This window comes from Paracidovorax wautersii (assembly GCF_031453675.1).
Classification (GTDB): Bacteria; Pseudomonadota; Gammaproteobacteria; order Burkholderiales; family Burkholderiaceae_C; genus Paracidovorax.
In genome coordinates, this window is the sequence record NZ_JAVIZX010000001.1 from 67,341 (window position 1) to 91,399 (window position 24,059).

The following is a 24,059-nucleotide window of genomic DNA, read 5'->3' on the forward strand; positions in this document are numbered from 1 at the left end:
TTTCTAGTGAGCTGTTGAACATCGCACCATCACCGCTGGACATCAGAAGGCCGCGGAGCAGGCCATGCCAGCAGACGCCGTGGAACTGGCTTTGCCAGGCCACTGGCGTCGTCCCCCTGAAGGGGGAAGGCGCGAAGCGACACAGGGGGTCATTCCCGAACCACGGGCTCGAAAGCCGTGATGGGGTTGAAGCGTACCCAGGCGTTCACGGGGATCTGTCCCGCGCGGTCCAGGTGGTAGGACGCCACGGCGCCGATCACCGGGTAGCCCCCGGTGAGCGGGTGGTCCGCCAGGAACAGCACGGGCTGGCCGCTGGGCGGCACCTGGATGGCGCCGGTGGGCGTGCCTTCGCTCGGCAGCTCGCCGGTTACCGCGCGCGACAAGGGCGTTTCGCCCGCGAGGCGGATGCCCACACGGTTCGACTGCGGCGTGACCTGCCAGCGCTGGCTGCGCAGCAGCGCGATGGACTCGGACGTGAACCAGTCGGTGCGCGGGCCCAGCACCACGTCGAGCACCACGTCCTGCTGCGTCGTGGGCAGATCGGCGGGCGGGAGCTCGGCCGCGCCCACCACGGCGCCGCGGGGTGCCGGCAGCACGCCCAGCACATCGCACACCGCCAGCGCGGCCGGGCCGACGTGGGCCAGCGTATCGGTGGCGCGGCTGCCCAGCACGGGCGCCCCGGCAAAGCCGCCGCGCACGGCCACGTAGCTGCGCGTGCCGGCCGTGGGCTCGCCGATGGCCAGCACATCGCCCTCCGCCAGGGCCACGGGCGCATAGCGCTCTACGCTCCAGCGCGCACCGCTTGCGGCCGTGAGGGTGACGGGGCCTGCGGCGCCGGTCACGGCCACCACGGTGTCGCCGCGGCTGCGCAGTTGCAGGCCGCCGTTGACGGTCTCCAGGCAGGCGAGGTTAGAGGCATTGCCCACGAGCCGGTTCGCGGCCTTGGCCGCCGCCTGGTCCATGGCACCGGAGGCCGACACGCCCTGCCCCGCCTGGCCATGGCGGCCCAGGTCCTGGAACAGCGTCTGCAGGCCGGGCGAGCGCACTTCCAGCGCCGCGCCGTCGGCCACAGCGGCCGCTTCGGATTGGGAGTGTTTTTGGCCTCCAGCGCTTATCAGACGGTCGCTGTCAGCTTCCGAAAGCATAGCAATATCGACGAAGCGCACGCGGTAGCCCGGCTGCAGCAGCGAGGGCTTGTCGCGGTCGATGTCCCACATGGCCACCGGCGTGGTGCCGATGATCTGCCAGCCGCCCGGACTGGCCTGGGGATACACACCGCTGAAGGTGCCTGCCAGGCCCACGCCGCCCGCCGGGATGCGGGTGCGCGGCACCGTGCGGCGCGGCACGTTCAGGCTCGGGTGGCCGCCCACCAAGTAGCCGAAGCCGGGCGCGAAGCCGGTGAAGGCCACCGTGTATTCGCTGCTCGTGTGGCGCCGGATGACTTCCTCCGGCGTGATGCCCAGCATCTGCGCCACTTCAGCCAGATCCTCGCCGTCGTAGTGCACGGGGATCTCGACCAGCACATCGCTGCGCTGGGCAGCCGCGCTCACGTCGCGCTGGGCGATGGCCTCGACCAGTGCGGCAAAGCTCTGCACGGTCGGGCGGAAGGTCACCAGCAGCGTGCGTGCGGCAGGCACCAACTCCTCGATGCCGGCGATGGGGTCGCGCTTGAGCGAGGCCAGCAGCGCCAGCGTCTGGTCGAGGTCATCGAGCTCGACCAGCAGCGCATTCAGGTTGACAGGCAGGAAACGCTTCATCGGCTGCTCACCCTGCGAACGAGGCGATGGTCACGCCTTCCCGCTCGAAGCGCGCGCGCAGTTGGCGGGCGATGGACACCGCACCGGGGCTGTCGCCATGCACGCAGATGGAATCGGCCTCGATGCGCACGGTGCTACCGTCGACGGCTTCGAGCGTGCCCTCACGCACCAGGCGCAGCATGCGGTCGGCAATCAACTGCTCGTCGTGCAGCACGGCGCCCTTTTCGCGGCGCGACACCAGCGCGCCCTGCGGCGTGTAGGCGCGGTCGGCAAAGGCTTCGGCCACCACGCGCAGGCCGGCGTCGCGGGCCCACTGGATCAGCGGCGAGCCGGCCAGGGCCACCAGCACCAGCGAGGGGTCGATCTCGTGGATGGCGGTGATCACGTCCTTCGCCTGGCGGGCGTCATGGGCGATGGTGTTGTAGAGCGCGCCGTGCGGCTTCACGTAGCGCACGCTGGTGCCGGCGGCCTTGGCCAGGCCCTGCAGAGCACCGATCTGGTAGATCACGTCGGCCACCAGTTCGGCGCTCTCGACGTCGATGTTGCGGCGGCCGAAGCCGGGCAGGTCGTTGTAGGCCACGTGGGCGCCGACGACCACGCCGTTCTCCTTGGCGTGGCGCAGCGTGCGCAGGATGCCGACGGCATCGCCGGCATGGAAACCGCAGGCCACGTTGGCGCTGCTCACGATGCCCAGCATCGCGGCATCGTCACCCATGCGCCAGGCGCTGAAGCTCTCGCCCAGGTCGCTGTTCAGGTCCATCTTCATCGTCGTGTCCTCCTTGGGGTGGACGGCATCCAGCTGCCGTCCGGAAATGGGATCAGTGCAGTTGACCGGCGGTTTCGCGCACGTCGTTTTTTACGGTCAGTGCGGTTTCGATCAGCACACGCAAGGCCTGTACCTGCGTGGCCAATGCCATGCTGGGCGCGCCCGGGTTGCGGGCGGCCTGCTCGGGCAGATAGGGCACGTGCACGAAGCCGCCGCGCGTGCGCGACGGGTCGCCCCGCTTGGCCAGCCGGTGCATCAGCGCATAGAAGATGTGGTTGCACACGAAGGTGCCGGCGGTGTTGGACACCGAGGCCGGCAGCCCCTGCGCACGCAGATCGCGCACGATGGCCTTGAGCGGCAGCGTGGAGAAATACGCGGCTGGGCCGCCGGACACCGCGGGAGCGTCCACCGGCTGCTGGCCGCCGTTGTCGGGAATGCGCGCGTCGTCCATGTTGATGGCCACGCGCTCGGGCGTGATGTCCACGCGCCCGCCTGCCAGGCCCAGGCTGATCACCAGCGTGGGCTGCCACTGCAGCAGCGCCGCATCCAGTTGCTCGATGGCCTTGCCGAACACGCAGGGCAACTGCACCGCGCGCACCGTGGCGCCCTCGCACACCCAGCCATCCAGCGCCCGGGCCACTTCCCACGAGGGATTGACCGGGTCCTTGTCGAACGGCTCGAAGCCGGTCAGCAGCACATTCACAGCAGGTTCAGACATGGTTTGGAGCCTTTCATTTCAGGGCGCGGCGTTGATTGGGATTTGCCAGCAACCGCCGCGCAAGGGCCGCCCCGCAGCGCTGGCGGTGTCCCCCTTCCCATCGCGCAGCGATGAGAGAAGGGGGAAGGCGCGCAGCGCCTCAGGGGGATGCTCCCTACCGGAACATCAGGAAATACAACAGGAACACGTTGCAGGTCAGCAGCGCCAGCGCCGTGGGCACCTGCGCGCGTATCACCGCATTCTTGTCCGGCAGCTCCAGCAGCGCGGCCGGCACGATGTTGAAGTTGGCAGCCATCGGCGTCAGCAGCGTACCGCAGTAGCCCGACAGCATGCCGATGGCGGCCATCACGGCGGGGTCACCACCGTACACGCCCACCAGGATCGGCACGCCCACGCCACCCGTCATCACCGGGAAGGCCGCGAAGCCGTTGCCCATGATGATGGTGAACAGCGCCATGCCGATCACGTACACGGCCACGGCGACGAAGCGCAGGTCCATGTTGATGTAGGTGGTGGTCACGTGCGCCACGGCCTTGCCCACGCCGGCGTCGGAGAACACCAGGCCCAGCATGCCCAGCATCTGCGGCAGCACCAGGGCCCAGCCCAGGGCGTCCGTCAGGCGGCGCGATTCGCGCAGGCCCTGGGCCGGCGTCTCACGCGTCAGCCAGCAGGCCAGCGCCAGCGAGACCACGCAGCCCACGCCCAGGCTCACCAGCGTGGTGTTCTTGGGGTCGAGCAGTGGCGTGCCACCGACGATGAGGTGCTTGGCCGACAGCGTGCCGATCATAGTGATCAGCGGAATCGCCAGCGCAGGGATGAACAGCTTGTTGCCCAGGCGCTTGGCGCTGGCGACATAGTCGGCATCGGTGCGGCCACCGTGCTTGCCGCTGCCCACACCGCCGAAACCGGCGATCACGGCCATGACCACGGCGCCGACGCCCACCCACATGGGGGGAATCAGGTCACCGATCACGAAGACCAGGGCATACAGCGCCCAGAACAGGCCGCTGGAGAAACGCTTGGGGTTGGTCTTGTCGGTCAGCGTCGAGAACGCGGTGACCGCCAGGATGAAACCGACCAGGTAGTAGAGATGTTGGATCGTGAGCGTCATGGCGTTCAGGCTCCCTTGTGGGCGGATGCGGATGCCGATGCACCGGCGGCTTCGGCCGCCAGTTCACGCTGCAGCACGCCGTCCAGGCGGTGCAGGCGCCAGGCGTGGATGGCGAAGGCGCAGATGGCGGTAGGGATGCCCCACAGCGCGACGTGGATGGGTTCGACCTCGATGCCGGCTTCGCGCAGGAAGGTGGTCATCAGCACGATGGCGCCGAAGGCCACGAAGATGTCTTCACCGAAGAACAGGCCCACGTTGTCGGTCGCGGCCGAGAAGGCGCGCAGCTTGTGGCGGATGCGGTCGGGCAGCTTGCCGTGGCGCGCCTCGGTGGCGCCTTCGGCCATGGGGGCGATCAGCGGGCGCACCATCTGCGGATGGCCGCCCAGGCTGGTCAGGCCGATGGCGGCCGTGAGCTGGCGTGCGGCCAGGTAGACGATCAGCAGGCGGCCGGCCGTGGCCGACTTGATGGAGCTGATCCAGTTCTGCGCATGCTGGCGCAGGCCGTGGCGCTCGAGCAGGCCGATCACCGCCAGCGGCAGCAGGATGATGAGCGGCAGGTTGCGCGTCTTGACGAACCCGGCGCCGATGGTCGCCAGGATTTTGTCGATGGGAAAGCCCGCGGCGAACGCCGTGGCGATGGCCGTGACGATCACGACCAGCATCGGATTGAACCGCAGGATGAACCCCGCGATGATGACGGCCACTCCGATGAGCGGCCACAGATTGACGTCACTAAGCATGTTGATCCTTCATTGAACAGACACCCGCCGTCCGGCCAGAGCGAGCACGTGCACTGCGCTCCCGGCCGTTCCAGCCCGCCCGGACGCTGGCTTCTCGCCATGCATCCATCCGGGCCGGCCCCCTGCCAGCCCCTCGGAGCCGACGACTGCCTGATGCAATCCCCATGCCAATCAATGAACAAATATCCACCAATCAGCCCATCAAATATTCTGTTTTGTTGAACAAAAACAGACTTTGAAAATACAAACTGCACCAAGTTGTCTCACATGACGCGGATTCTGCCCAACGATGAGGCATATCAAATCCCCGAGGAAACCCTAGGGATGGGCTATTTGGTGTGGCCGCGAGGCAGGGGTGGGACCCGGGAGGCGGCTTGAGACGGCACGGGGCTGCAGGTTGGCGCCCGTGCCGCAAGCGCTGAGTACGGGGTGGGAGGCACGGGGTGTGTGAAGGCGTGTTGCGCGGCGGCTTGCCTTCGGATCACCCACCAACAGGCCTCGGTGCCCATGCGTTGCAGGCGGTTCCGGACGAATGTTCTCAGCCCCAAGGGCTCGGCCCACGCCCGCGCCTCCGGCGAAGGCCGCCTCGAAATCTGCTACAAACCGTTCCATGCCTGCCGCGACCGTCGAAGGGCGAAGCGCCGACCGGCGCGCCTTCTGTGGCCCCCTGCAACCCGCCCATTCCGCCCGGCATGACCTCCGAACTCCCGACGAACGCCCCCACGCTGAACGACCGCATGGCGGAGCTGATCCGTCACAAGATCGTTCAGGGGGAGTTCACCCCCGGCCAACGACTGTCCGAAGCCGCCCTGAGCGAGAGCCTGGAGATCTCGCGCAACACCTTGCGCGAGGTGTTCCGCCTGTTGACCAAGGAAGGTCTGCTCAAGTACGAGCCCAACCGCGGCGTGTCGGTGGCGGTGCCTAGCATTGCCTCGATCATCGACATCTACCGGGTGCGCCGGCTCATCGAATGCCAGGCCCTTGCCCAGGCCTATCCCCGCCACCCCGCCAAAAAACATCTGCGTGACGCCGTCGATACGGCGCTGCGCTGCCGCGAGGCCGGCGACTGGCAGGGCGTGGGCACCGCCAACATGGAATTCCACATGGCCATCGTCGAGCTGGCTGACAGCGAGCGGCTGAACGTGATGTTCTCGCACATCCTGGCCGAGCTGCGCCTGGCGTTCGGCCTGCTGAACGATCTGGAGTTCCTGCACGCGCCCTATGTGGACATGAACGTCAAGATCGTCGAGCTTTTCGAGGCCGGCAAGCTGGCCGAGGCCTCCACCGAACTGCACGAGTACCTGGTGCATTCCGAACGCATCCTGCTGGGCGTCTACGCGCGCCGGCTCTCCGACTCCGGCCAGCTGCGGTAGGCGCAGCGGCGTAGCGTAGCCCCACCATCCCACCGACCCTCTCCGCCCTCCATACACCATGAGCGCCACCGACACCTCCGTCATCTACGGCACCGAAGACCTGCTCGTCAGCCTGTGCAACTCCGTCACCCGCGTGCTGAGCGTGGCCACGCAAAAGCCCCTGCACTACTCCGGCATGGTCCAGCGCATCACCAAGACCTGCCTGAAGCCCGACATCGGCTGCTTCGTGCTGTTCGACGGCGGTTTTTCGGGGCTGGTCATCATCAACTTCTCGAAAGAGGCGGCGATGGAGATCTACCGGAGCTACCTGCTGAGCATGGGCATGTCGCAGGCGGATTTGGCCACGTCGTACACCTCTGACGAGGTGGCCAACGTGATGGGTGAGCTGATGAACCAGGTGGTGGGCGACTTCACCGGCAAGGTGCGGCGCGAGCTGCAGACCCACATCACGCAGAACCAGCCCAAGATGCTGGTGCTCAACCAGCAGGTGGTGTTGAGCGTGGACGCCAACCTCGACAAGCCGGAAGCCCGCCGCGTGACTTTCTACACGGCCTCCAACCACATCTTCTACCTGGAACTGGCCATCGACCGCACGGAGTTCGTCAAAGTCGTTGACTTCGAGCCCCAGGAGACGCCCGACCCCGACGCGCTGATCGCGGCCCAGAACACCCCTGCCCCGTCCTCGCCATCTCAGGCAGGCAGCGCCGGCGCCACGGGCGGCGACAGCGACACCGACGCGCTGTTGCGGTCCCTGGGCATGTAATTGCTACATATTTAGTAGCATATAGCGCTTATTTGACAAGGGCTTCAGCCATTTTCTATCGATTTTTGGCCATTGCGGTCAGCCGGGCCACGCTGGCGCGGCCCTGGCTCTGGCGCGCCTGTACGTGCAGGGCCGCCGGCTGTCCTCCCCGTTGTAGGGTGAACCGGGGGCGCCCAGCGCGTGGTCGGCGCTCCTGGAGCGCCCTTGGCTGTCGGTAGCGGAACTGCAGCTTTCCACGGCGGCGCCCCACCGCCCTGCACTTGGCCCCCTCCCTCTGCACCCATCGAGTGAAAGTGCGCGCTGCGGCCCGGGAGGGCCGCAAGGCGCAAAACGCAGCCATAGCCTGGCTGTGGCGAGTACTCGCAGCGCCGCAGGCTGCCCGAGTCCGCAGGCGAACGGCGCGGTGGTTGGTGGATATCTCCTAGCAGCCACCGCGATCGCAGGTAAGGAGGGTCGGCGCACTAAGGCGGAAGGGAGTGCCTGAACCCACGCCTCCCTTCGCCCCCCTCCCCCACTCTCCGAAGCCCTGGCCTCACATGGCCTGCCGCTCCTTCTCAGGACACACAGGCTTCCATCAGGCAGCCGTACGGGAAAACCCACCCCCACACGGCAGCAACAAGCGTTGTCTTTTTCATATCGTTAGCTAGACTAACTGATACCCTAAAAATCAATTCCCCAAAAAATCAATTACGGCAGCAGCATCGCTTGCCGTGATGCCCTACCAGAGAGCCCGCATGACCCTTCCCGATTTCCTCCCTGCGCAGGGGCTGCTGGCGCACCTGACGGAATTGCAGGTCAGCGCCGCAGGAGCGGTCGCCCACATCCGCCTGAACCGTCCCGCCAAGCGCAACGCCATCAACGAGGCGTTGATGCAGCAGCTGCACACGGCGCTCATCCATCTGCCCGCTTCCGCGGGAGCCCTCGTCATCAGCGGCGAAGGCCCGCATTTCTGCGCCGGGCTGGACCTTTCCGACCTGAGCGACCGCAGCGTCGCCGAAGGCATTCACCACTCGCGCGGATGGCACGCGGTGATGGACGCTCTGCAGTACTTCCGCGTGCCCGTCGTGGTGGCGCTGCAGGGTGCGGTGGTGGGCGGCGGCCTGGAACTGGCTGCGGCAGCCCACATCCGCGTGGCGGATGCCAGCACCTACTTCGGCCTTCCGGAGGGGCAGCGCGGAATCTTCGTCGGCGGCGGCGGGTCGGCACGCATTCCGCGCTTGGCCGGCGTGGCCTGCATGACCGACATGATGCTCACAGGCCGGGTGCTGGATGCCAGCGAAGGCGAGCGGCGTGGCCTGGTGCAGTACGTGGTGCCCGAGGGCGGCTCGCTGGCCAAGGCGGTGGCGCTTGCGCAGCGCATCGCCACCAATGCGCCGCTGTCGAACTATGCGGTCGTCCAGGCCTTGCCCCGCATCGCCGACATGGCCCAGTCCGACGGGCTGTTCGTCGAGTCGCTCATGGCCGCCATCGCCCAGGGCGATGAGGCCGCCAAGCAACGGCTCGCGGACTTTCTGCAGGGCCGCGCCGCCAAGGTGCTCAAGACGTGATGGCCGCCATCCAACCCACCCAAGGAGTTTCTATGCCATTCACTTCCCAGGCTGCACTTGTCACAGGCGCCGGCTCCGGTCTCGGCGAAGCCGTCGCACGGGCACTGGCCCAGGCCGGTGCGCGCGTTGCGCTGCTCGACATCCATCTGGCCGCGGCCGAGCGCGTTGCCGCCGAACTGCGGGCCCTGGGCCAGCAGGCCATCGCCGTGCACTGCGACATCGCCGACGAAGCCTCGGCCACGGACGCGCTCGACGCTGCCGCGGCCGCCCATGGCGACGCGCGCATCCTCATGAACATCGCCGGAGTGGGTGGCGCCAGGCGGGTGATCCAGCGCGACGGGTCCCCGGCGCCGCTGGCCGACTTCGAACGCACCCTGCGCGTGAACCTGCTCGGCACCTACAACATGGTGCGGCTCATGGCCGCGCGCGCCGCCCGGCTGGAGCCTCTCGTGGATGGGGCCCGCGGCGTGATCGTGAACACCGCATCGGTCGCCGCGTTCGACGGCCAGGTCGGCCAGGAGGCATACGCCGCATCGAAAGCCGGCGTGGCCGGCATGACCCTGCCGCTGGCCCGCGACCTGGCGCAGTGGGGCATTCGTGTGTCCACCATCGCGCCCGGCATCTTCGCGACGCCGCTGCTCAAGGAACTGCCCGAGGCGGTGCAGCACACCCTGGCCGAGGCGATTCCGTTTCCGAAGCGCCTGGGCCACCCCGAGGAATTCGCCGCGCTGGCCCTGCACATCGCCAGCAACGGGCACCTGAACGGCGAAGTGATTCGCCTGGACGGCGCACTGCGGATGGCAGCGCGCTGACCCCCACGCCAACGAAGTCTTCAAAGGAGTCTTCCACCATGTTCCCCCTCAACACCTGGTACGTTGCGGCACGCAGCGACGAGATCCCGCAGGACCGACCGCTGGGCCGGCGCATTTGCAACCAGGCACTGGCGATCTTCCGAAGCAGCGATGGCAGCGTCGCCGCCGTGGAAGACTTCTGCCCCCACCGCGGGGCGCCCCTGTCGCTGGGACGGGTGGAGGGCAACACGCTGGTGTGCGGCTACCACGGACTGGCGATGGGTTGCGACGGCAGGACCGTGTCGATGCCCTGCCAGCGCGTGCGCGGTTTTCCGGCCGGGCGCAGCTTTCCGCTGCACGAGGCCCACGGCTTCGTATGGATCTGGCCCGGGGACCCGGCACTCGTCGATGTTGCGAAGATTCCGCGGTTCGACTGGCTCGGCAATCCGCAATACGCCTACGGCGGCGGGCTCTACCGCATCGGCTGCGATTACCGCCTCATGATCGACAACCTGATGGATCTGACGCACGAAACCTACGTGCATTCCACCAGCATCGGCCAGAAGGAGATCGACGAGGTGCCGTGCCAGACGCATGCGGACGGCGATCACGTGGTCACCCAGCGCCACATGGCAGGCATCGAAGCGCCCCCGTTCTGGAAGATGGCCCTGCGCATGAACGGCCTGCCCGACGACCAACCGGTGGACCGCTGGCAGATCTGCCACTTCACGCCTCCCAGCCACGTGATGATCGAGGTCGGCGTCGCCCTGGAAGGCAAGGGCGGCTACAGCGCACCCGACGAATTCAAGGCCGCCAGTTGGGTGGTGGACTTCATCACCCCGGAAACCGACACGTCCATCCACTATTTCTGGGGCATGGCACGGCGATTCCGGCCCGACGACGAGGCGCTGACGGCGCAGATCCGCGAGGGCCAGGGCCGCATCTTCGCGGAAGACCAGGAAATGCTGGAACGGCAACAGGCCAATCTGCTGGCCTACCCCGACCGCAAGCTCCTGCTGCTGAACATCGACGGCGGCGGGGTGCAGTCGCGCAAGGTCATCGAACGGTGGCTGCAGGCCGAGGCCGCTGCATGAGTGCGGCGGCCTTGCTGCAGTTGCGCGTGGCCGGCAAGCGGGCCGCCGCGCAGGACATCGTGGAGCTGACGCTGCAGGCCCTGCCCGGGCAGAGCCTGCCCGCATTCGATGCCGGCGCCCATCTCGACCTGCATCTGCCCGGCGGGTTGGTCCGCCCTTATTCGCTCAGCAACGACCCCGCGGAGCGGGACCGCTACGTGCTCGGCGTGCTGCGCTCGGCGCAATCGCGCGGCGGTTCCGCCGCCGTGCACGAGCAATTGCAGGTGGGCCAGACCGTGGCCACCAGCGCGCCCCGCAACCACTTTCCGCTGCAGGCCACGCCAGCGCAGAAGCTGCTGCTGGCGGGGGGCATCGGCATCACGCCTCTGCTGAGCATGGCCCGCCAGTTGGCGCGGGAGAAGCGCCCCTTCAGGCTGCATTACGCCGGCCGTTCGCGTGAGCGCATGGCGTTCGCCGACGTGCTGGATGCAGCGCCGCTGGCCGGCAGCACGCAGCTGCACGTGGCCAGCGACGGCGGAGCCCCCGACCTGTGCGCGCTGCTCGACGCCCAGCCACCGGGCACCGAGCTCTATGTCTGCGGCCCACTCGGGTTCATGGATGCGGCGTTCGATGCGGCCACGGCACGCGGTTGGGACAGGAGCCGCCTGCACCGGGAACTGTTCGGCGCCAGCGCGGCGCCGGCGAGCAGCGCGAACCCGGCGGACCGCCCCTTCGAGATCGAGATCGCCAGCACCGGGCAGGTCGTCTTCGTCCCCGCAGGCTGCAGCGCAGCCAAAGCCCTGCAGGAGGCGGGGCTGGCGCTCTACACCTCGTGCGAGCAGGGCGTATGCGGCACCTGCCTCACCCGGGTGACGGCCGGCCAGCCGGACCACCGCGACCAGTACCTCACCCCGGAAGAGCAGGCGGCGAACTACCAGTTCCTGCCCTGCTGCTCACGATCTCTATCCCCCCGGCTGGTCATCGACCTGTGACGCGCAGGGCCTGCGGCGGGCCATGCCTAGCGCTGGCACAGCCGCCCCGACATCCCGCCGCTCAGCGGGCCACGCGGTCCAGCAGATCCATCAGCGTTTCGCGCTCGTCCGCGCTCAGCCCCTTGGACAGCCGGACTTCGTACTCCGCCAGCTTGTCGCGGACTTCGCCCAGACGCTCCTCGCCCTGCTCGGTGATCTCCAGGGAGTAGCGGCGGCGGTCGCCTTCCACCTCGACCCGGCGGATCCACCCGGCCCCTTCCAGCGCGTCCACCAGCTTGAGCACGCTGGGCCCGGCCACGCCCAATTCCTTGGCCAATGCCGCCTGGTTGATGCCCGTGTTCATGGCGATCAGGGACAACGCCGTAACGCGGGCCGGCGACAGGTCCATCGGCGCCATTTTCTCGAAGAACAAATCGAAGGCCCGCACCTGGGCAAGCCGCAGCTTGTAGCCCAGCGCATCGCTTTGAAAGTCGTGCGATGCCGCTGCCTTGCGGGACCGCGAGGTCGGCCGCCTGCCTGGCGGCGCTGACTCTGAACCACTGATTCGAACCATGCCAACTCCTTATCCAAGGTAACAATCATAGTGGCCCTGCCCGATCTGCTGCGAAAACTGCAGCAGGTGCGTAAGGCGACCGGAGCCCTGGATCAGTCGCGGAACAGGTCGAAAGCCGCGGTCCGGCGACCGATGCGCCAGCCTTGCGCCGTGCGCACGAAGTGATCGACGAAGTGCCCCAGCCGCTGCAGCGGCTCCGCAGGCCGCCCATGGGGGCCGGGAAGGCTGTCGGCCTGGGCGGTCCATACCAGGACGCGGCTGGTGGCGAGCGCATGGTCTTCGGAGACCTCGTCGAACAGGGTTCCGCAGATCACATGCACCGTCGTGCGGCCCGGCGGTCGCGCTCGGTAGGTCTGCTCGATGGCGGAACGCCCGGTGACGAGCGCCCCGCCCGGCCGCACCAGCACGCCGTCTTCACTGAACAGGGCCGCCAGGGCGACCGCGTCCCCTGCATCCACCAGCGCAGCGGACCGCAGGACGAGGGCGCTGCAGGCCGATTCGGCGAGCCACCCCGCCCCCGCAGCCGAATGCGGCTGCGCGTCTTCGCCCGCAGGATCACCGGCCGCCATGGCACGCCTTCAGCCACGCGGCCAGGGCCTGCGTGACCGCCTCCGGCTGCTCCATCGGGCTCATGTGGCCGCAGGCATCGATCAGGCACAGGGTCGAATGCGGCACCTGGGCGTGCATGGCCTGGTGCCGTTCCGGCGGGCTCCACCGGTCATCCTGTCCGCACAGCAGCAGCAGCGGGCAGGTCACGGACGCGAGCACGGGTGCTGCATCGGGCCGCTCCAGCAACGCCTCGATCTGCGCGGCAAAGCGCTGGAGGTCACTGCGCGCGACCATGGCGACGATGCGCTCGAAAAGCGGCGTGGCCACCACGTCGGGGTGCACCATCGGCACGGCCCATTGGCGCGCCATGGCGGCCATGCCGTCACGCTGCGCCAGGGCCAGCAGTTCGAGGCGCCCTCTGCGCTCTTCCTCGCCGGCCACTCCGGCGGCGCGTGCGCCCGTTCCGGTGTCCAGCAGCGCCAGCCCGGCGACACGCTCGGGGGCGATGCGCAGCATCTCCAGCGCCACCCGCCCCCCCATCGAATGGCCGGCCAGCGCGAAGCGGGGCGCAGCCACGGCGTCCAGCATGTGCCGCGCCATCCGCTCGATGCGGTCCAGCACTCCGTACTCACCTACGACGATCTCCGCAGAAGCGGACAGGACGTCCATCTGGCCGGCCCAGACGTCGGCGTCGCACAGCAGGCCGGGGAGCAGCACGAGGGGCGGCGCCGGCAACGGCCGCCCATCCTTGCCATGCAGGGTGGCCTCCATCAGCAGCATCCGGCCGCGGCGGGCGGCTTGAGCCGCTGGTAGCGGCCGAACTGGGGATCGCGGTCCAACCCGAGCAGCTGGATGGCGTTCTGCCTGAGGATCAACGGGCGCACCTCGGGGCGGATGTCGAGCGCCTCGAAGTCCTTCAGCCACCGGTCGGCCGTGATGACCGGGTAGTCGGAGCCGAAGAGCACCTTGTGCTTCAGCAAGGTGTTGGCGTACTTCACCAGCTGCGGCGGAAAGTACTTGGGGGACCAGCCCGAGAGGTCGATATACACGTTCGGCTTGTGGGTGGCCACGGCCAGCGCGTTGTCCTGCCAGGGGAAGGAGGGGTGGGCGATCACGATGGGCATCATCGGAAAATCCACGGCGACGTCGTCCAGGAACATCGGGTCGGAGTACTTCAGCCGGATGCCGCCCCCGCCCGGCAGGCCCGCCCCCACGCCGGTCTGGCCGCTGTGGAAAATCGCCGGCAGCCCGGCCTCCGCAATGGCTTCGTACACGGTGTAGGCCGCCCGGTCGTTCGGGTAGAAGCCCTGCGCCGACGGGTGGAACTTGAAGCCCCGGACGCCATAGCCCGAGATCAGCCGCCGCACCTCCCGCGCGCCCATCTTTCCACGCATCGGGTCCACGCTGGCGAACGGGATCAGGGCGTCCGGATGGCGGGCTGCGTCCTCGGCCACTTCCTCGTTGGTGATGCGCACCTGGCCGGTCTCGCGCTCGGTGTCCACCGGAAAGATCACGGCCAGCATGTTCCGCTCACGGTAGTAGGCGGCTGTCTCGTCGATGCTGGGACGCGGCATGGCCTGTTTGAAGTACGCATCCATCGCCGCATCGATGGCGATGGTCACCTCATCCGGTGCATTCCGCAGCGACTTGGTCGCATGGGTATGCAGGTCGATGGCGACGATGCTGTCGAGGAACGTACTCATTTCACCACCACCAGTGCATCCAGGGCCAGCACCCCGCCGCCCGTGCCGTAGGCGACCAGCGGGTTGATGTCGATTTCTTCGATGTCGGGGCGGGCCAGCATGAGGGCGCCCACCGTCGCCACCGCCTGCGCCACGGCGGGCAGATCCACCGGTGGAGCACCGCGGAACCCGTCGAGCAGCTTCGCGCCCTTGAGCGATCGCAGCCGCGCCTCGATGCCTGCCAGGGGAAGGTCCGCCGACAACAGCTGCACATCGCCCAGGGCCTCGACCCAGATGCCCCCCAGGCCGACCATGAGCACCGGGCCCCATTGCGGGTCCCTTACGGCACCGATTACCAGTTCGAGCCCGCGCGCACCCATGGCTTCGACGAGCACACCGTCAAGCACCAGGCTCGCATCATGCTGGCGGATGTTGTCATGCAGGCGCTGCCAGCCGTGGCGCAACTGCGCCTCGTCCTGGATGCCCAGCAGCACGCCGCCCGCCTCGGTCTTGTGCGCCAGCCGGGCCGCTTGCGCCTTGAGCACCACCGGGTAGCCGATGCGCTGCGCCACGGCCACCGCTTCTTCCACGGAGGTCGCCAGATCGCCTTGCGGCGTCGCCAGCCCCGCGGCGCGCAGCCACGCCTTGCCCTGCCATTCGGGCAGCGTTCCCGGCGCCTGCAGGGGCAGGGCCGCCACCGCCGTGGCCAAGAGCGCCGCTGCAGGCGCGGCGCGCCGCTCGGCCTGCAGGCGGCCATGCCGTGCAAAGCGGGCCAGAGCACGCAGGGCACGCTCCGGCGACCGCATCAGCACCGTGCCGCTGCGCGCGGCCCGCTCCAGCATGGCGGGTGGCAGGGGCACGTCTTCGTTTTGCATCACGAAGATGGCGGGCTTGCTGCGCCCCTGCATGCCTTCCAGATGCGACTCCAGCCACACCGGCGCGATCTCGGGCGACGGCATGGGCAGCGACACCAGCAGACTCCCGATCGCCGGGTCGTCCTGGTGCGCCTTGACCCCGCGCGCTATCAGGTCCGGCCGGGGGCCGATCAAGGTCCCTAGATCCAGCGGGTTGCGGGGCGGCGTGTAGACGGGTAGGTGCTCGCGCAACGCCTCCACCTGTTCAGCCGACATGGGCGGCATGGCCAGGCCCAGAGGCTCCAGGTAGTCGAGCGCGATGCCGCACAGCGCGCCAGAGGCGGTGATGAGGCCGAGCCCGCCTTCGGGGGCCTGCGGGAAGCGCAACAGCAACTGGCCCAGGTCGATGGCCTCTTCCAGGCTGTCGACCACCAGCACCCCGGCCCGCTCGACCGCCAGCCGCATGGCGGCATGGTTGCCGGCCAACGCACCGGTGTGCGACTGGGACGCGGCCTGCGCCAGCTCGCTCCGCCCGGGATGCAGCAGCACGACGCCCTTGCCCGCAGACTGCAGATCGGCCAGCGCGGACAGCACCTGCGGCACCGCGCGGATCTGTTCGGCGTACACCACCACTGCCGCGGTCGCGGTATCCGTCGCCAGGAAGCGCAGAACTTCGGCCAGGCCCAGTTGGGCCTCGTTCCCCGTGGCCAGCACATAAGACACCGGCACGCCCCGCGCCTGGAGCGATGCCGAGACATGGATGCCGATGCCCCCGCTCTGGGCCACGACGGCCACGGCCGGCCCGTCATCGGGCCGCAGACGCGGCGGGAGCACCAGCTCGACCATCGCCACGTAGAAGCCATCCACGTTGTTGAAGAAGCCGATGGTGTTGGGCCCGAGCAGCCGCATCCCGCCCGCACGGGCCGTATCGGCGATCTCCTGCTGCCGGTCGCGCCCCGCCTCGCCCATCTCGGCAAAGCCCGAGGCGAAGCACACCGCTGCGCGGACGCCGCGGGCCACACAGGCCTGGACCGTCTCCAGCACCACGTCGGACGGCACCAGCAGGATGGCCAGATCCACCCCCACGGGCAGATCCGCTACCGAGGTCACGAGGGTTCTGCCGTCCACGGAACCGCCGCTGCGCCCTACCAGGTGCACATCACCGTCGTAGCCCGCCTCCAGCAGATTGCGCAGGACCACCAGCCCGGCAGAGCCGGCTTTCGTCGACAGGCCGACGATGGCCACCGACCGGGGCGCGACCAGCGGCTGCAGGTCGTCCGTCTTGCGTTGCATGTCCATCACTGCACTCCTTGGGGCTGCGCGGCTGCCGGCACGACCTTGCCCGCCCGCTTTTCGAGGAAGGCGCGCATGCGTGCCTTGGCTTCCGCATCGGACTGCGTCACCGTGGCCATCAGGCCTTCGGTCAGCAGGCCATGCGCCATGGGCTGCTCCGCGATCAACGGGAGGGCCTGAAGAATGGCGAAATTGGACAGCGGCGCATTGCTGGCAATGCGGGCCGCGAGCTCCATGCCCTTGCGCAGGCCCTCACCCGCGCCGACGAGGTGGTGGGCCAGGCCGATGCGAAGCCCTTCTTCGGCGGTGTAGACATGTCCCGTGAGCATCATCTCGGCCACGCGGGACGCACCGATCAACTTGCTCACCCGCACCGAGCCGCCGCCGCCCAGAAAGATGCCGCGCTGGCCTTCCGGCAACCCGAAATAGGCACTCGGCTCGGCCACCCGCACATGGGCGACGGAGGCCAGTTCCAGCCCGCCGCCGATCACCGCGCCGTGCATCACGCACACCACGGGGCAGCGCCCGAACTGGATGCGCTCGAAGGCCTCGTACCAGACACGCGAGTGCATGAGGCCCTCGGCCGGAGACGTCTCGGCCAGTTCGCTCAGATCGAGCCCGGCGCAGAAATGCTCGCCGGCTCCGTCGAGCACCACGGCCCCGGTCGATGCGGGCAGGTTTTCCATGGCATGGCGCAGTTCGGCGATGACCTGCAGGCTGAGCGCATTGCGCTTGTGAGGCCGGTTGAGAGTCAGGCAGGTCACGGCGCCATGGTGGCTCACCGTGACGTGCGTGGAAGGGGGCAGTTCTGGGGGCATGGTGCTTGTCAGGAAGGGAGCTGAGGGGCGCCATCCAAACCATCAATTAATGATTAACCTGGATAACGTTTTAATCGTAGCCCAAGCCCCGGACACCGCACTCGGTGCAAACCCTAGGGCGGATCGTCAGCCGGCGAAGACCGCGCGGTGGCCCGGTGCACCATGGGATCACGCGGCCTCACGGCCTCCCCGTCGCGCTGCACGCAGCCCCACTGCGTCCACGCCGTGTGACATGTGCCTGCGCTGGCACCGGCGCACGGGCTTCGTCGTCGCTCTGACCGCACTCAGACCGGGCTGGCTGCCCGCATGGCGAGAACAGCGCCTCGAATGCAGGCGCGCAGCTGAATCGCGGGCTTCCCTATCAGCGAGGCAACGGTGCCGGCGAATGGTCCTGGTTGGTAGTTAAGGCTGCGCCGTCTGCGGCGTAGCGCGCTCCAGCCGGTAGGCCAGTTGCGCGCGGCTCAGGCCGAGCATGCGGGCAGCGGCGGACAGGTTTCCGTCGCAGGCCTGCACCGCCTCCTGCAGCAGACGAGCCTCTACGCGGGCCAGGTCCAGGACGGGGGCGTCCAGCGTCGCGCGCAGATGGCCCAGCAGATTCGGCACCCCGCCGGAGGGGAGGGTTCCCGGGGCCACCAGGTCCCCATGCGGAGACAGGGCGAGCACGGCACCCGGCCCCCGCGATTCCCCGCGGAACATGTGGTGCACGTCGATGGCCGCGCCATCCTCCGCGCCGATCACGCCGCGCTCGATCAGGTTCAGCAGTTCGCGGATGTTGCCGGGCCAGTCGTACTGCAGCAGCGCACGCACGGCCTGCGCGCTGAAGCCCTGCACCTGGCGCCCGTGCCGCTTCGCTTCCCGGTTCAGGAAGTGGTTCATCAACAGCGGAATGTCCTCACGCCGCTCCCGCAGGGGCGGCAGGTGGATGGGAAAGACGTTGAGGCGATAGAACAGGTCGGCACGGAACCTTCCCGCCTGCACCTCGGCCTTCAGGTCGACATTGGTCGCGGCCACCAGCCTCACGTCCACCCGCTGCACCCGCGTACCGCCCACGCGCTCGATCTCCCCCTCCTGCAGCACGCGCAACAGCTTGGCCTGCGCCACCAGGCTGAGGGTGCCGATCTCGTCGAGAAACAGCGTGCCGCCATGCGCGCGCTCGAATCGGCCGGGGCGGGCCGCCGTGGCACCCGTGAATGCACCCTTGTCCACACCGAACAGCTCGGATTCCCACAAGGCCTCCGGAATGGCCGCGCAATTGACCGCCAGAAACGGCTGGTCGGCGCGGGCGCTGACGAGGTGCAGGCGGCGTGCGAAGGCCTCCTTGCCCACGCCGGACTCGCCCGTGAAGAGCACCGTGGCCTGCGTGCGCGCCACGCGGTCCAGCATGTGGCAGGCGGATACGAAAGCCGACGAGGCCCCCACCACCGCGTGGCGTTCGTCCCACTCGGCGGTCGAAGGAGCCGGCGGCGCCGACGGTGCAGGCACGCCGAATGCCGGCACCGCCGCAGCAGGCCGCACGATCGATCGGAAGTCGTGTGCTTCCAGGTAGCGCAGGTCCTCGCTGATGTCGCCCCAGGCGGCCGCGTGCCGGCCCACCACGCGGCACGCCGCCGCGCCCTGGGCGCGGCACTCGACCTCCCTGAAGATCACCTGCTTGCCGAAGAGCGTCGTGACGTACCCGGTGGCGTAGCCGATCTGCTGCCAGCAGGCGGCCTCGGTCCCTATGCCATACGCGGCGATGTGCGCATCGTCTTCGCTGGAGTGCTCCCAGATGAACTCGCCCTCGTACACCCCACGATCGATGTCGAAGGCAAACGACAAAGGCGTGACCTTGACCATGCCCTCCAGCGCATGGAGCCGCGCACCGGCCATGAAGACGGCCGCCGCATCGGCGTCGGGCCAGCGCTTGCGCACCAGGGCCGCATCACGGGCACCGCTGACATAGCCCGCGCGCGTCAACAGTCCCCGCGCACTGGCGAGCCCCAGCGTGTCGATGAGCTCGCGCCGCAGATGCCCCAGCGCCGAGTTGTGGATCAGCACCATGCGCTGGTCGTTCAGCCAGATGCGGCCGTCGCCCGGCGAAAAGAAAAGCGATTCGGACAGGTCTGCCAGCGTCGGCGCCGCCGCGCTTCGCGTCCAGTTGAAGCGGCCACTGTCGCCGCTCCTCAGCACGGTGGAGGATCGGCTCGCCATGTCGGCCAGCGAGATGCGTTCATGGGCAGCTGAGGTTTTCATTTTTTCGTGAATTTGGTCGCCGGAAGTCTGCACTGCAATTCATGATTTGCGCCATTGGCACCCACCCCGATGGGGCGTCGGCACCGCTCCGTGCCAACGCCAGCCGCCCCCCGGGAAAGTCCTGAGTTCGGCCCGCAAGCGCCAGCGAAATCAGCCACTTGCCAGCGCTCTCCCTTGCTTTTTCCGCACTGCAGCATTCCAAGCTGGCACGCGCGCTGCAATAAGCCTTGCGCAGAACCGACCACGAAGGGGGTTCGGCAGCGTCGGACGACCAACACATCCCTTGATCGCCACAACGCCTCAGTACGCCCATTTCGTTAGTCACACTAATGTTAACCGTTATTACTAATTAACAGAAGCATCGAGGAGCACACGCGCATGGCCCACGTCCCGTCCTTTCTCACGCCGCACCAGTGGCAGCAACACGTCTACGTCGGCGGCTGGCGGCCATCGCACCAGAAGCTGGAAATCGTCGAGCCCGCGACCGGGAAAAGGCTGGCGACGACCGGGCTGGCCAGCGTGGAGGACGTGGCGCAGGCCGCAGCCCTGGCGCAGCGCGCCCAGCAGGATTGGGCGGCGCAGCACCCGCGTGACCGTGCAGCCGTCCTGCACCGGGCTGCCGCCCTCTTGCAGCAGCACCACGACGAGCTGTCGCTCTGGGTCGCCCGCGAAACCGGCGGGGTCCTGCCCAAAGGGCAGCATGAGGTCCGCGAATCGGTGGCCTTTTGCCTCCAGTCAGCGGCCATGCCGACCCAGTCGCAAGGCCAGGTCCTTCCGAGCGTGCCAGGCCGGCTGAGCCTGGCACGCCGCATGCCCCACGGCGTCATCTCAGTGATCTCGCCGTTCAATTTCCCGCTGATCCTCAGCCTGCGCGTGGTGGCCGCGGCACTGGCCACAGGCAATGCCGTCCTGGTCAAGCCCGATCCGCGCACCCCCATCAGCGGGGGGCACCTCCTGGCGCAGCTGTTCGAGGCCGCAGGGCTGCCGCCCGGCCTGCTGTCGGTACTGCCCGGGGGTGCCGATGTCGGGGAAGCGCTGGTGACCGCACCGGAAGTCTCGATGGTGTCGTTCACCGGCTCGGTGGGCGTGGGCCGGCGCGTCGGAGAGCTCGCGGCCCGCCATCTGAAGAAGGTGTCGCTGGAACTCGGCGGCACCAATTCGCTGGTCATTCTGGACGACGCCGACCTGGACCTGGCCGCCAGCAATGCCGCGTGGGGAGCCTGGCAACACCAGGGCCAGATCTGCATGGCGTCCAACCGCGTGCTGGTACACGAGTCCATCGCGCCGGCGCTGCTGGAGCGGCTGGTGGCCAAGGCCAACCACATGACCGTCGGAGATGGCGCGACAGGTCAGGTCTCCATGGGCCCGCTGATCGACGCCCGCCAGCGCGACCGGGTGCACCACATCGTTCAGGAGGCCGTGCAGTCGGGAGCGCAGTTGCTGGCCGGCGGCACCTACGAAGGGCTGTTCTACCGCCCCACCGTGCTTACAGGCACGCGCCTGGGCATGCGGGTGCACGACGAGGAAGTCTTCGGCCCCGTGCTCAGCCTCAACACCTTCCGCAGCGACGAAGAGGCGGCGGCGCTGGCCAATGCGCACCGCGGCGGCCTGTCGGCCGGGGTCATCACGCGCTCGCTGAACCGGGGCCTGGCGCTGGCGCAGCACCTGCGCGCCGGCATGGTCCACGTCAATGACCAGACCGTCAACGACGACGTCGTCAATCCCTTCGGGGGACCGGGCGTCGCCGGCAACGGCAGCGTGCACGGCGGCCCGGCCGACTGGGAGGCCTTCACGGTGTGGCGCTGGCTGACCGTGAAGGACGCACCGCCGGCCTACCCGGTCTGAACGCAGGCCCACGCAGAAAAAAAGACAAGGAGACAAGATGAGCCTGAACAACAAGACGATCGTCGTCACCGGCGCCTGCTCCGGCATTGGCGCAGAGACGGCGCGGCTGCTGCGCCAGCGCGGCGCACGTGTCATCGGCATGGACCGCAACGATCCCACGCTGACGCTCGACGGATTCATCAAGGTGGATCTGTCGCATGAGGCCGCCATCGACGCTGCAGTGCAGCAGTTGCCGGAACGCATCGACGGCCTGTGCAACGTGGCGGGCGTGCCCGGCACCGCGCCCGTCGAGCAGGTCGCACGGGTGAACTACCTGGGCCAGCGCCACCTGACGGAGAGCGTCGCCCAGCGCATGGGGGCCGGTGCCAGCATCGTTCAGGTGTCGTCGATCCTGGGCTACTTCTACGCGCAGCGCAGCGACCAGCACAAGGCCCTGGCGGCGGTGAATGGCTTCGAGGCCGGGCTTTCCTGGCTGGCCCGCCGCCCCGTGGAGCAGAAGGGCTGCTACGAGTACTTCAAGGAAGCGCTGATCGTCTGGACCCTGCAGCGCTCGTACAGCCTCTTCAAGGAGCGCGATATCCGCATGAACTGCGTCGCGCCCGGCCCTGTGTTCACCCCCATCCTGGGCGACTTCGTCACCCAGCTCGGCGAAGAGCGCGTGCAGGCGGACGCAGAGCGCATGAAGCGACCGGCCTTCGCCGACGAGGTCGCCCCGGCCATCGCCTTCCTGTGCAGCGACGACGCGCGCTGGATCAACGGCGTGAACCTGCCCGTCGATGGAGGGTTTGCCGCCACCTATCTCTGAGTCCGCGGTGCAGCGCCTGCGCGCACGCGGCTCCCCCACACCACAAGAGAGGAGACAAGAAAATGCGTTTGCATCCCTTCGCCCTGGCCGCCGTGGCCGCCCTGGGCTTGCCGGCCGCACAGGCCTTCGACATCGAAACCCCGGACCCCGACATCAAGGCGCGCCTGGACTTCACGCCCAAGGTCAGCATGGGCTACCGCGTCAAGAATCCTTCGGAAGCGCTGAGCCGGCTGGACGTGGGCGTGGACCCCGGCACGGTCAACGAGGACGATGGCAACCACAACTTCCGCCGCGGACTCATCTCCCGGCGGGTCGATCTGCTGACCGAATTCGACGTGACCGGCCGCAACTTCGGCATGCGCCTGAGCGGGACGGCCTGGCATGACGGGGCCTATACCGGCCGCAACGACTACCAGGGCACGCCCCTGTATGCGGGGGGCCGGGCGCTGGGCCCGGTCGTCTCCACCGCCAACAACCTGCCTGGACAGGCGCCCAATGAATTCCTGCCCGCCACGCGGCGCCAGCACGGGCGCAGCGGCGAGATCCTAGATGCCTTCGCGTATGTGAAAGGCGACGTCGGCAGCATGCCCTACACCCTGCGCGTGGGCAAGCACACGCTGCAATGGGGCGAAAGCCTGTTCTTCGGGCAGAACGGCATCGCCAACGCGCAGGGTCCGATCGACATCGCCAAGATCGCCTCGGTGCCGGGCTGGCAGTTCAAGGAAGTGCTGCTTCCGGTCGAGCAGATATCGGGCACGCTGCGCCTGGCCGAAGGCGTTCAGCTGGGCGCCTACTACCAGCTGAAATGGCGGCCTAGCAAGCTGCCCGGCGTAGGCAGCTACTTCTCCAACCAGGACTACGTAGGAGGAGGCCGCGTCAACTTCGGGACCAACCCGGACGGCTCCCCGAATGACCTGCCTGTGCAGCCGTCCGCGGACATCCGTCCCAAGGACTCGGGCCAGGGCGGCGTCCAGCTGCGCTGGAGCCCGCAGGGCAGCGAGTACGAGTTCGGCTTCTACGCCGCGCAGTACCACGACAAGACCCCGAGCGCCCTGGTGTTCGACTTCGCGCAGGGCAACACGCATCTGGCGTACGCCAGCAACATCCGCACGTTCGGGGCCAGCGTCACCTCGTCGATCGGGCAGCTCAACTGGGCCGTGGAAGGCTCCATGCGCACCAACGCACCGCTCAATGGAGACCCCGCCGTCCTCGGCGGGCCCATTCCGACTTGCACCACCCAGCGCGCCAACCCTTGCTATCCCGTCGGCCGTACCGCCCACCTGCAGGTGTCGGGCATCTACGTGCTGCAACCTTCTGCCCTGTGGCAAGGGGGCGCGGTGCTGGGCGAGCTGGCCTACAACCGCCGCCTCAAGGTCACCCGGGACATCTTCGCGATCGGTCCGGACGGCACGTGGGTCGGACTCGGCGGGCTGGACCCGAACACGACCAAGGGCGCCTTCGCGCTGCGCATGCTGTTCGAGCCGACGTACTTCCAGGTGGCGCCGGGGCTCGACCTGTCCGTACCCATCGGCTTCGGCTACAACTTCGGAGGCCGGTCCTCGGCCATCGCCAACTTCGCCGGCGGGGGCTCCAACACCGGCGACTGGACCATCGGCCTGAAGGCGACCTACCAGAACGTCTGGAAGTTCTCGCTGACCTATTCCGACTTCTTCGGCTCGGCCAAGACCTTCACCCAGACACAGGTCCCCGGCAGCGCCTCGCCGCGCCAGCTGAGCTTCGGCCAGACCCTCCGCGACCGCGCGTACGTCGCTTTCAGCGCAACCCGCACTTTCTAAG

At 68.3% G+C, this 24,059-nt stretch carries 21 protein-coding genes; 9 read left to right on the forward strand and 12 right to left on the reverse strand.

Annotated features, from left to right (window positions below; all coding sequences use genetic code 11):
* Positions 1–149: 149 nt before the first annotated feature.
* From pxpB to QE399_RS00335, 5 genes are all read right to left on the reverse strand, one after another.
* A complete protein-coding gene (gene pxpB, locus QE399_RS00315; RefSeq protein ID WP_309825272.1) occupies positions 150–1,757 on the reverse strand; it encodes a 5-oxoprolinase subunit PxpB in 1,608 nt (535 codons plus the stop codon).
* A gap of 7 nt (positions 1,758–1,764) precedes the next feature.
* Complete coding sequence (locus QE399_RS00320; protein WP_309825274.1) at positions 1,765–2,523, reverse strand: LamB/YcsF family protein; 759 nt, start codon at positions 2,521–2,523, stop codon at positions 1,765–1,767.
* A 52-nt stretch (positions 2,524–2,575) separates the two neighbouring features.
* Positions 2,576–3,241, reverse strand: a complete 666-nt coding sequence (gene pcp / locus QE399_RS00325; RefSeq protein ID WP_309825276.1) for a pyroglutamyl-peptidase I — start codon at positions 3,239–3,241, stop codon at positions 2,576–2,578.
* A gap of 154 nt (positions 3,242–3,395) precedes the next feature.
* Positions 3,396–4,352, reverse strand: coding sequence for a DUF979 domain-containing protein (locus QE399_RS00330; protein WP_309825277.1), 957 nt, complete (start codon positions 4,350–4,352; stop codon positions 3,396–3,398).
* A gap of 5 nt (positions 4,353–4,357) precedes the next feature.
* Positions 4,358–5,092, reverse strand: coding sequence for a DUF969 domain-containing protein (locus tag QE399_RS00335; protein WP_309825279.1), 735 nt, complete (start codon positions 5,090–5,092; stop codon positions 4,358–4,360).
* Between the two features lie 692 nt (positions 5,093–5,784).
* Between QE399_RS00335 and QE399_RS00340 the strand changes: the two genes are divergently transcribed.
* The 6 genes from QE399_RS00340 (at position 5,785) to QE399_RS00365 (ending at position 11,631) form a co-directional block, all read left to right on the forward strand.
* A complete protein-coding gene (locus tag QE399_RS00340; RefSeq protein ID WP_309825281.1) occupies positions 5,785–6,465 on the forward strand; it encodes a GntR family transcriptional regulator in 681 nt (226 codons plus the stop codon).
* 58 nt (positions 6,466–6,523) lie between these two features.
* On the forward strand, positions 6,524–7,228 hold the full coding sequence (locus QE399_RS00345) for a DUF3334 family protein (protein WP_309825284.1): 705 nt from the start codon (positions 6,524–6,526) through the stop codon (positions 7,226–7,228).
* A 734-nt stretch (positions 7,229–7,962) separates the two neighbouring features.
* Entirely contained in the window at positions 7,963–8,775 is an 813-nt protein-coding gene (locus QE399_RS00350) for a crotonase/enoyl-CoA hydratase family protein (RefSeq protein WP_309825286.1), read from the forward strand.
* Positions 8,776–8,807: 32 nt separating this feature from the next.
* Positions 8,808–9,587 (forward strand): SDR family NAD(P)-dependent oxidoreductase, encoded by a 780-nt coding sequence (locus tag QE399_RS00355; protein WP_309825287.1) that lies wholly within the window; start codon positions 8,808–8,810, stop codon positions 9,585–9,587.
* Between the two features lie 38 nt (positions 9,588–9,625).
* Positions 9,626–10,660, forward strand: a complete 1,035-nt coding sequence (locus QE399_RS00360) for a Rieske 2Fe-2S domain-containing protein (protein WP_309825289.1) — start codon at positions 9,626–9,628, stop codon at positions 10,658–10,660.
* Positions 10,657–11,631 (forward strand): PDR/VanB family oxidoreductase, encoded by a 975-nt coding sequence (locus QE399_RS00365; protein WP_309825291.1) that lies wholly within the window; start codon positions 10,657–10,659, stop codon positions 11,629–11,631. The genes QE399_RS00360 and QE399_RS00365 overlap by 4 nt, the downstream gene beginning before the upstream one ends.
* 61 nt (positions 11,632–11,692) lie before the next feature.
* Here QE399_RS00365 and QE399_RS00370 read toward each other — a convergent pair whose 3' ends face one another.
* From QE399_RS00370 to QE399_RS00400, 7 genes are all read right to left on the reverse strand, one after another.
* A complete protein-coding gene (locus tag QE399_RS00370) occupies positions 11,693–12,184 on the reverse strand; it encodes a MarR family winged helix-turn-helix transcriptional regulator (protein ID WP_309825293.1) in 492 nt (163 codons plus the stop codon).
* A gap of 92 nt (positions 12,185–12,276) precedes the next feature.
* Positions 12,277–12,753, reverse strand: coding sequence for a nuclear transport factor 2 family protein (locus QE399_RS00375; RefSeq protein WP_309825295.1), 477 nt, complete (start codon positions 12,751–12,753; stop codon positions 12,277–12,279).
* Entirely contained in the window at positions 12,740–13,504 is a 765-nt protein-coding gene (locus tag QE399_RS00380) for an alpha/beta fold hydrolase (RefSeq protein WP_309825298.1), read from the reverse strand. The genes QE399_RS00375 and QE399_RS00380 overlap by 14 nt, the downstream gene beginning before the upstream one ends.
* The gene (locus QE399_RS00385; protein ID WP_309825299.1) at positions 13,504–14,436 is read right to left on the reverse strand and encodes an amidohydrolase family protein; all 933 of its coding nucleotides are present in this window, start codon (positions 14,434–14,436) and stop codon (positions 13,504–13,506) included. Before QE399_RS00385 ends, QE399_RS00380 begins: the two co-directional genes overlap by 1 nt.
* Positions 14,433–16,568, reverse strand: a complete 2,136-nt coding sequence (locus QE399_RS00390; RefSeq protein ID WP_309825301.1) for an acetate--CoA ligase family protein — start codon at positions 16,566–16,568, stop codon at positions 14,433–14,435. Before QE399_RS00390 ends, QE399_RS00385 begins: the two co-directional genes overlap by 4 nt.
* On the reverse strand, positions 16,568–17,380 hold the full coding sequence (locus QE399_RS00395) for a crotonase/enoyl-CoA hydratase family protein (RefSeq protein ID WP_309825302.1): 813 nt from the start codon (positions 17,378–17,380) through the stop codon (positions 16,568–16,570). Before QE399_RS00395 ends, QE399_RS00390 begins: the two co-directional genes overlap by 1 nt.
* Before the next feature lie 402 nt (positions 17,381–17,782).
* Positions 17,783–19,612, reverse strand: coding sequence for a sigma 54-interacting transcriptional regulator (locus QE399_RS00400; RefSeq protein WP_309825303.1), 1,830 nt, complete (start codon positions 19,610–19,612; stop codon positions 17,783–17,785).
* Between the two features lie 378 nt (positions 19,613–19,990).
* Between QE399_RS00400 and QE399_RS00405 the strand changes: the two genes are divergently transcribed.
* The 3 genes from QE399_RS00405 to QE399_RS00415 all read left to right on the forward strand — a co-directional run bounded on the left by QE399_RS00405 (position 19,991) and on the right by QE399_RS00415 (position 24,058).
* Positions 19,991–21,457, forward strand: coding sequence for a benzaldehyde dehydrogenase (locus QE399_RS00405; RefSeq protein ID WP_309825305.1), 1,467 nt, complete (start codon positions 19,991–19,993; stop codon positions 21,455–21,457).
* A 37-nt stretch (positions 21,458–21,494) separates the two neighbouring features.
* Entirely contained in the window at positions 21,495–22,262 is a 768-nt protein-coding gene (locus QE399_RS00410; RefSeq protein WP_309825308.1) for a coniferyl-alcohol dehydrogenase, read from the forward strand.
* 62 nt (positions 22,263–22,324) lie between these two features.
* Positions 22,325–24,058 carry a DUF1302 domain-containing protein gene (locus QE399_RS00415; protein WP_309825310.1) on the forward strand — a complete coding sequence of 578 codons (1,734 nt, stop codon included), beginning with the start codon at positions 22,325–22,327 and terminating at the stop codon, positions 24,056–24,058.
* The last annotated feature ends 1 nt before the right edge of the window (position 24,059 follow it).